We start from the raw sequence: 6,831 nt of genomic DNA, 5'->3' as shown, positions 1-6,831 counted from the left end.
TGGTGCGGAAGCCGTCGAGCGCGGAGGCGCCGTCGGCGTAAGTCATGATGCGGTAGCCTTCCGTCTCCAGCGCGATCGAGACGGATGTGAGAATGTTGCTGTCATCGTCGACCAAAGCGATTGTGGGCATGAGCCTCTGCTTTCTGCTTTCCGTTTGGGTCGTGGCTTGAAACGGCGAGCAATCCACTGATGTGCCGCATACACGGGTGCCGAAGTCGGCAATCGAACCTTGTCGCCGAGCAATGTAAGCTGGGCTGAGGTGTGACCAAGTTCCACAAAGCGCGGCAGATTCGCCCCGTTTCGCCCTTTAACCTGCCCCCCGTTTACCCGAAAAAAGACCTCCCTTGCAACCACCTGACCCGAGAAAGCCGATGCAACCGACCTCCGATTTCGACCCTCGGGCCAGTACGCCTACCGGTCCGAATTGTATCCTTCAACCCCGTCGAGGGGTGGTCGCGCGATGCGACTTCCGACGTCGCGACGCTGGCTCAGCGCGCCGACACCGACGCGAAGGTCTCGTCTGCGCTGCAAGACTTCATCGCCGCCAACGCCACACGGCGTTTCGACATGCAGCTAGCCCTGCCCTTGCGCGGTGTCGCCTGACGGTGGCGGACTTCCGCTCTAGGTCAAAGAGGGTAAACGCAGGTTCGAAAACAATCGAGTCAATGGCCCGGCGCTGACTTGGCTGTTGAAGCTCGACGCTTTGGCAGCCCGTAGTATCGCAAAGAGATACTGAGCTGATGCGCTTTGACAGCCACCGACGAGACGCCTCGGTTCAATTCAGCGGCTATCGCTTCGCGGCGGTGATTCCCGGCCATCGCCTTGAGCTTCTCAAGGTCTTCTGAGGTCCATGGGCGAACAGAATTGGCCATATGCCGATCCTCCGAAACGAAAACTTTGGCCCGATGCACAATTACCGCCGGTACAAAAAGTTTCATTGGGATCAGCCCGCAGACCGTGCGCAAACGGCTGCCACCTCGTCAGCCTGGACACGAGAAAACCCGCCACAGTTGCCTGGCGGGTTTCTCGGAACGCCTGATCTCCCAACTAGGCGCCGGCGGTTCGCGCCAATTCGGCAATGACGAACTAAGGCCCCGCGGAGTGACGCTCTGCGGGGTCTTGGCTCTTAAAAGCCTACGCCTTGACCGATCAGTCGATGATTTTCACGACCCGGCGCGTGCGCGGTTCGACGATGACACGGCGGTCGTTCACGACCGCGTAGCGATACTCGGTGTAGTTCGGCACCGGGCGCAAGACCACGGTCGGGGGCAAGGGCTCGCCGACGACGACGCGCTCGTGGATCACGACGGAGTCGTCGCGCGGAATTCCGCCGAGCACGGCATTCGGAATTTCGAGGCCGGCGCCAACGGCCGCACCGACGGTGCCGCCGACCATCGCGCCGACCGGGCCACCGATGTCGCCACCCGCACGCGCGCCGTCCCTGGCGCCCTGTTCGGTCGTCGACTGGGCAAAGGCTGCACTCGACGCCGCCAGCAGCGACACAGCAGCCAATGAAATCGCAAGACGGGTTTTCATGTCCACTCTCTCCAGTGGTTGTTGATGCGCCGTCAACCGCTGGGCCAGAGCATTGTTCCGGTTCCTCCGATGAAAGGCGCGTCTGGAGAATGTTACTACGCAACAGTTCAGGCCGCGGCGGCGCAGCGTTGCTGTCAGGCATACGTTGCGAAGACGGGTAGCTCTTGATTGGAAAGCCGCAGTATCATGGGCCGGTTGGCAGCGCTGAAGAACCGCGAGCAGCAATTCGTCATCGACGACGAGGCTGTGGTCCTCGGCGTCGATGGGGCCTCGGATTTCAACGCCCTGCATTCTCGCAAGCAAGATGCCGAGGTTCAACTCTATGCGTTCGACATTCTGGCGCTCGGCGGCGAGGATCTGCGCCAGCTGCCGTTGACTATGCGCAAGACGAACCTTGCGCGCCTGCTCCGCGGCCGACCTGATGGCATCTTTCTCGCACCGTTTGAGAGCGGAGATATTGGACCGGACCTCTTCAAGGCTGCCTTTGGCATGGGCCTTGAGGGATTAGTTTCGAAACGGCGTGATCGGCGCTACATTGCCGGTCGCACGAAGGAATGGATCAAGGTGAAGACTCGAACACACCCCGCTATGTCCCGGGAGTTTTAGAATGCCGGATTACGGCCGCTTCTCGGGCTGAACCAGACCTACGCTAAATCAGTCGGGCATTTCCCCTTTTTATCCCAAGGCGACATTGCATCCGTTCAATCAGCCGGCGCACTGGCAATCGGGTTCTCCACCGCGTGGTGCTCGAGCCTTTAGTTGGCCGCTCTCTGTATCGCTCTATGCGCTCCGCTGTATGCCGGGCGGCTGCCATGTCCCTTCGCCCGGCGGCAAGATCGAAGGTGCTTCGGTCTTCGGCCAGTAGAGCCGCATGACAAGATAGATCGTGTCGTTCGGCGCCGGCAGCCAGTTTGCTTCCTTGCCAGCGCCGGGCGACTTGTTCTGGATGTAGAGCGTTAGTGATCCGTCCGCATTCTTTTTCATGTTCGGCAGCATCGGCGAGTTGATCAGATAGCGGTTGATCGGATTTTCGATCAGGAGTTGGGACTTGCCGTCATACATCGTCAGCGACCAGAACGAATTCACCGGTGGCAGTTTTCCGGCCGGGAAAGTCAGTGTGTAGTTGTGCTTGCTGCCGTCGAGCGTTTGACCGTCGCCGTCAACGCGCGTGAATGGATAGGTCGCTTCCGCCGGGTCATTACCATAGATGCCGGCCTGAGCGGCGACGGCACGCTTCAACCAGTCGCCATTGTAGTGGGCGCTATCGCCTGGAAGACCGCTAACCCGCCAGCCATTGATCGCCTTGCCGACATTGGCGACGGCCTCGTCGACTTTCCGCTGGCCTTCCTTCATGCCAAGGCCTATCTCCAGTTTCTGCTCCAGAGGGAGGTCCTTAAAGTTGAAGGTCTTGCCAGGCCCAATGCCGATGCGTGCTAGCTTGGCGCGTATCTCTTTCTCATTGCCCTGCGCCGGCGCGAATTGCAGCGCGAAGTCGAGATAATCGAAGAAGTTGGTCTTCACGAGTTCCTTATCGATCTTGGGGAAGTCGATGGTTGGCGCGGCCGGCGGCGGCGTCTGCTTCAGATAGGCCGATAGCATCTGCACCTTGTAGCCAGCCTGCACCTTCTTGACGTTGTCGAGATCTTCCGGACCGAAAAGCTGGGTGCGATAGCCTGCGACGGAAAACTGTGTGCTCGAACGAAACACCTGCTTGATGCCCGCCGGGGTGTCGCCCTTCCAGTCGGGCCCGACCACCATGTAGTCGCCGGCCTCGCTCCCTGTGGCACGGGTGCCTATATAGCCGTAATTGTAGGTATTGCCGTCGCATAGCATGACCGAGTAGTAGCGCTTCGGATCGATCGCCGGCACCGAGAGCACCACCGGCTCCGCCCGCAAATCCATCCACACGAAGGAATAGGGTGTGTCGCTGTTCGGCGTGACGATTGCGGTATCTTTGTAGGTGAAGACGTTAGGTTCGTTCTTGATCTGATTGAACGGAGCCTTGAACTGCCCAGAATTCCGATCGATCGCATATTCATGCATGACGGCATAGTTCATCACGATAGGCAGGCCGTAGACGAACCCTGCCTCGGCAATGTCTTTTGCCTCGAAAAAACCTGGGCGATCGTCGCTGGTCTGTGCGTGCGCGGGGACAGACTTCGCCGTCGATGCAGTGATGGCAGCCAAGGCGGCCGAACGAAGAAGATCGCGCTTAGTAAACATTTTCCGCAGTCCTTCCAGTTCTTTGTGCTCAAGCGCGCATGCGCTGCTCGCAGATCGATTTGTTTGAGAAGTTTCGCACCTGCCGCGATGGTTGACAATGCAAAATCGGACAACCCTAAGCATGCCCGGAGGTCCGTTGTTGGCCCAACACGGAAGTCCCGCGATGTCCGCTTTCGCGCCGCTATCAGAGTCTCAGCGGACATCAACGGTGTCCCTGAACTATCTCACGACAGGCAGTAGTGCTCGTTCCAAGCCGCCAGGAATCAATAATTTGACGAAGGTTTGCCGGGTGGCTCAGGAACGTTCGGTGGTGGCGTTGCTTGGAGAGCAATGACGAGCACGACCGTAGTTCTCATTCCCGGCATGCTGAAAGCCCTTCGCCTGGTGCGCGTCTATGGCTTTATGGTCGAGCGCAGAGACGGCCTGTATTACCCCGGCAGCAACCAGCCGGCATGCTCGAAGGCTTTGGCAGAGAAGATGGTTGAAGGCGGCTGGCTGGTAAAATACGGAGAGCGTTATCAGCCTACAGAGAAGGGTTGGCACGCAGGAGAAGCTGGTTCGGATGTGGGGTAAGGTAAGATAGGTGAATCCCAGAGCCGCCCGCGGCTCGCGCCCTCTTCGCGACACCGAGGCCGCCAACTGAAGCGTCCTTACTGTTTCGTCCTACTTCTGTCGAAAATGAACGCGGCTTGGAACACCCGCTCGACGTCTGTTCTCACTTCCACGGAAACGTCCTGCCGTATGGTGGCAAAGTCCTTTGCCAAGTTCGCAAGCGACCTGGCGGCTTCGACCTCAGCCTCTTGCTGAGTGTCGAATTCCAGACCTTCCTCGTCCGGGTACAAACCGGTGTCGTCCCGGATGTCGAAGTAGTACCGGGTCATGCGCCGCCCTCATTCGAGGGAGAGCAATGGAATTAAATGTCCACCTGTTCCTATTCCGGCGGCTGTAACCCGGGCGATCTCAGCCAATCGCTGATGTGAGAGCCGGTCTCGGCTTGTCTGGCTTTGCGAAGGAGGATTTCGCGCTCAGCGCCGTGCGGGAGCCTCTTGGCTTCCTCTCTCAATCGCTGGGCTTCTTGGCCGAGACGTTCTTCGAGGGTGACGGTCTGTTTAAACCTGCGGCGTTTCGTCATGACTGGCCTCGTGCATACGGGTCCTAACCGTTTGGTTTGCAGTCCATATTTTAGCCAGAGCGCTACCTGTTGCATTCACAAATGTTGGAATCTCGCGCCCTCGGAAGAACTTTAAATGCCGTAATGGGCCCTGCTCCGTGCAAGGGGGCATCCAGCAGCGCTCGGATCTCTTGAGCCCCCTATCGACTTTGCGTGCACCGCGCGGAACCATCCCATCCGGATCAACTGGGCAATTCCGCGTGCATCCTTGCGATCCGTCTTCACTGTCATCGCCGACAATGCTGCCTTCACATGCCGTGTTTCCAGCAGAACCGTCTCGAATCCTGCTCTTTGCAGCCTCGCATGCAGCCATTGCGACAGTGGCCCAGCCTCCAGCCCGATCCGATTCACTGCAAAGCCAAGCGTCTCGAAAAATTCGACTAAGGCGTCGGGTTCGCTTGCGACCATTACGCGAATGACCTTCGCGAGTTCATCCGAATACTCCGTGAGAAGATGAATTGACTGATTGGCACCGGGCTCAAACACGCGATCGAGCGCGGCTGGTTGTGGAAGCACGAAAGCGGCATTCGCCGAAGGCGAGATTGGTGGTCACGATGACGGAGGCGCGCTCATAGAGCCGGCTGACGAGGTGGAAGAGAAGCTGGCCACCGGACTGGGCGAAGGGCAAATAGCCGAGTTCATCCAGCACAATGAAGTCCATCCGGGTCAGATGCTCGGCGAGCCGTCCTTGCCGTCCGTTGCGGGTCTCGGTCTCGAGGCGATTGACGAGGTCGACTACGTTGAAGAAGCGGCCGCGGGCACCGGATCGGATGCAGCTTCTGGCGATGGCAATGGCCAGGTGGGTTTTGCCTGTGCCGGTGCCGCCAACCAGCACGACGTTGCGTTGTTGGGCGATGAAGCCGCCGCCAGCAAGATCATTGACGAGAGTCTGATTGATCGGCGTGCCGTCGAACTGGAAGTCGGCGATGTCCTTGGCAAGCGGAAGCTTGGCAATGGTGAGCTGGTATTTGATCGACCTGGCTTGCTTCTCGTTGATCTCGGCGTTGAGCAGGTCGCCGACAATGCGCTGAGGTTCGTGCTGGCGCTTGACGGCAGTTGCCATGATCTCGTCGAAGGCAGCCTTCATGCCGTAGAGCTTGAGTTCGCCCATGAGGTCGAAGATTTGGGTTCGTTCCATCAGATGGTCCTCCGGAGGTTGTCGTAGCGGGCACAATCGGCGATCGGTGCATGACGGAGCGTCAGTGCGGCCGGCGTCATGATGTTGGCCGGTGGGGCGGGTTCACGTTGACGGGCCAGGATATTGAGAACGACATCGGCCGAATGGACGCTGTGACTGAGCGCTTCGGCACAGGCCGCTTCCACCGCGGCAGACCGTCAGTCAGCACCGCGTTGAGGATGTCGACCATCTGCCGATTGCCGTCGTCGGTGCTGGCAAGCTTGCGCCGGATCCGCTCGATCGCGGCTGGCAGCACCCAGTCTTTGAAGGGAGCACCGTTGCGCAAGGCGCCGGGTTTGCGGGCGAGCACCGGCACATAATGCCAGGGGTCGTAGACGGTATCGCCGCGGCCAAAGGATCGCGGGTGCTCGGCAACGATGCGTCCATCCTGACGGATCACGATGCGATCGGCATAGGCTTGAACCTCGACCGGTCGTCCGACTGCGCTGGCTGCGACCGAGTACTTGTTGTTGTCGAAGCGCACCAGGCAGGTCTTCGAGACCGATGCCGTCACCGCATGGAAGCCGTCGAAGCGGCCGGCATAGGGAACGAGTTTGGGGCGTTCGGCTTCGAACACTTCCCAGATCGTCTGATCGACCAGCTCCGGATGGCGATGAACCTTGGCGTAGGCGATGCATTTGTCGAGCAGCCAGGCGTTTAACTCGTCGAGGTTTTTGAACCGCAGCCGCGGCGTGAAGAAGCGTTCCCTGACCAGCCCGACCTG

Annotated in this window: 7 protein-coding genes and 5 pseudogenes; 3 read left to right on the top strand and 9 right to left on the bottom strand. The window is 59.4% G+C overall.

Features of this window, described 5'->3' with window-relative positions:
• A pseudogene (locus tag CT676_RS42630) lies at positions 1 to 130 on the bottom strand (DNA-binding response regulator); the annotation flags it as partial.
• A gap of 131 nt (positions 131 to 261) precedes the next feature.
• Here CT676_RS42630 and CT676_RS45890 point away from each other — a divergent pair.
• Entirely contained in the window at positions 262 to 603 is a 342-nt protein-coding gene (locus CT676_RS45890) for a hypothetical protein (RefSeq protein WP_244623524.1), read from the top strand.
• A gap of 59 nt (positions 604 to 662) precedes the next feature.
• Here CT676_RS45890 and CT676_RS44965 read toward each other — a convergent pair whose 3' ends face one another.
• Positions 663 to 938 (bottom strand): hypothetical protein, encoded by a 276-nt coding sequence (locus CT676_RS44965; protein WP_135217243.1) that lies wholly within the window; start codon positions 936 to 938, stop codon positions 663 to 665.
• Positions 939 to 1,149: 211 nt separating this feature from the next.
• Positions 1,150 to 1,536 (bottom strand): DUF1236 domain-containing protein, encoded by a 387-nt coding sequence (locus CT676_RS42615; RefSeq protein WP_038960231.1) that lies wholly within the window; start codon positions 1,534 to 1,536, stop codon positions 1,150 to 1,152.
• 198 nt (positions 1,537 to 1,734) lie between these two features.
• On the opposite strand from CT676_RS42615, the pseudogene CT676_RS42610 reads away from it, so the two are divergent.
• Positions 1,735 to 2,142: pseudogene (locus CT676_RS42610) on the top strand (DNA ligase); the annotation flags it as partial.
• 174 nt (positions 2,143 to 2,316) lie between these two features.
• Here the strand turns inward: CT676_RS42610 and CT676_RS42605 are convergent.
• Positions 2,317 to 3,759: a DUF1254 domain-containing protein gene (locus tag CT676_RS42605; RefSeq protein WP_135217244.1), complete on the bottom strand. Its 1,443-nt coding sequence runs from the start codon at positions 3,757 to 3,759 to the stop codon at positions 2,317 to 2,319.
• 330 nt (positions 3,760 to 4,089) lie between these two features.
• Here CT676_RS42605 and CT676_RS42600 point away from each other — a divergent pair, with 330 nt between their 5' ends.
• Positions 4,090 to 4,332, top strand: a complete 243-nt coding sequence (locus CT676_RS42600) for a hypothetical protein (protein ID WP_135217241.1) — start codon at positions 4,090 to 4,092, stop codon at positions 4,330 to 4,332.
• A gap of 77 nt (positions 4,333 to 4,409) precedes the next feature.
• On the opposite strand, the gene CT676_RS42595 is transcribed toward CT676_RS42600, so the two are convergent.
• The 5 genes and pseudogenes from CT676_RS42595 to CT676_RS42575 all read right to left on the bottom strand — a co-directional run.
• Positions 4,410 to 4,640, bottom strand: a complete 231-nt coding sequence (locus tag CT676_RS42595; RefSeq protein WP_135217240.1) for a hypothetical protein — start codon at positions 4,638 to 4,640, stop codon at positions 4,410 to 4,412.
• A 50-nt stretch (positions 4,641 to 4,690) separates the two neighbouring features.
• On the bottom strand, positions 4,691 to 4,891 hold the full coding sequence (locus tag CT676_RS45885; RefSeq protein ID WP_135217239.1) for a hypothetical protein: 201 nt from the start codon (positions 4,889 to 4,891) through the stop codon (positions 4,691 to 4,693).
• 152 nt (positions 4,892 to 5,043) lie between these two features.
• Positions 5,044 to 5,389, bottom strand: a pseudogene (locus CT676_RS42585) (transposase); the annotation flags it as partial.
• 67 nt (positions 5,390 to 5,456) lie between these two features.
• Positions 5,457 to 6,068: pseudogene (istB, locus tag CT676_RS42580) on the bottom strand (IS21-like element helper ATPase IstB); the annotation flags it as partial.
• Between the two features lie 8 nt (positions 6,069 to 6,076).
• A pseudogene (locus tag CT676_RS42575) lies at positions 6,077 to 6,831 on the bottom strand (IS21 family transposase); the annotation flags it as partial.

The organism is Bradyrhizobium sp. MOS001 (genome assembly GCF_004634465.1).
Lineage (GTDB): Bacteria > Pseudomonadota > Alphaproteobacteria > Rhizobiales > Xanthobacteraceae > Bradyrhizobium > Bradyrhizobium barranii.
The sequence above is the reverse complement of the archived record's forward strand: the minus strand, read 5'-3'. Positions and strand labels throughout refer to the sequence as shown.

What these genes read in the sequence shown, in the direction of transcription:
- CT676_RS44965 (WP_135217243.1), bottom strand. Translation starts at nt 938, where the DNA reads ATGAAACTTTTTGTACCGGCGGTAATTGTGCATCGGGCCAAAGTTTTC.
- CT676_RS42595 (WP_135217240.1), bottom strand. Translation starts at nt 4,640, where the DNA reads ATGACCCGGTACTACTTCGACATCCGGGACGACACCGGTTTGTACCCG.
- CT676_RS42600 (WP_135217241.1), top strand. Translation starts at nt 4,090, where the DNA reads ATGACGAGCACGACCGTAGTTCTCATTCCCGGCATGCTGAAAGCCCTT.
- CT676_RS42605 (WP_135217244.1), bottom strand. Translation starts at nt 3,759, where the DNA reads ATGTTTACTAAGCGCGATCTTCTTCGTTCGGCCGCCTTGGCTGCCATC.
- CT676_RS45885 (WP_135217239.1), bottom strand. Translation starts at nt 4,891, where the DNA reads ATGACGAAACGCCGCAGGTTTAAACAGACCGTCACCCTCGAAGAACGT.
- CT676_RS42615 (WP_038960231.1), bottom strand. Translation starts at nt 1,536, where the DNA reads ATGAAAACCCGTCTTGCGATTTCATTGGCTGCTGTGTCGCTGCTGGCG.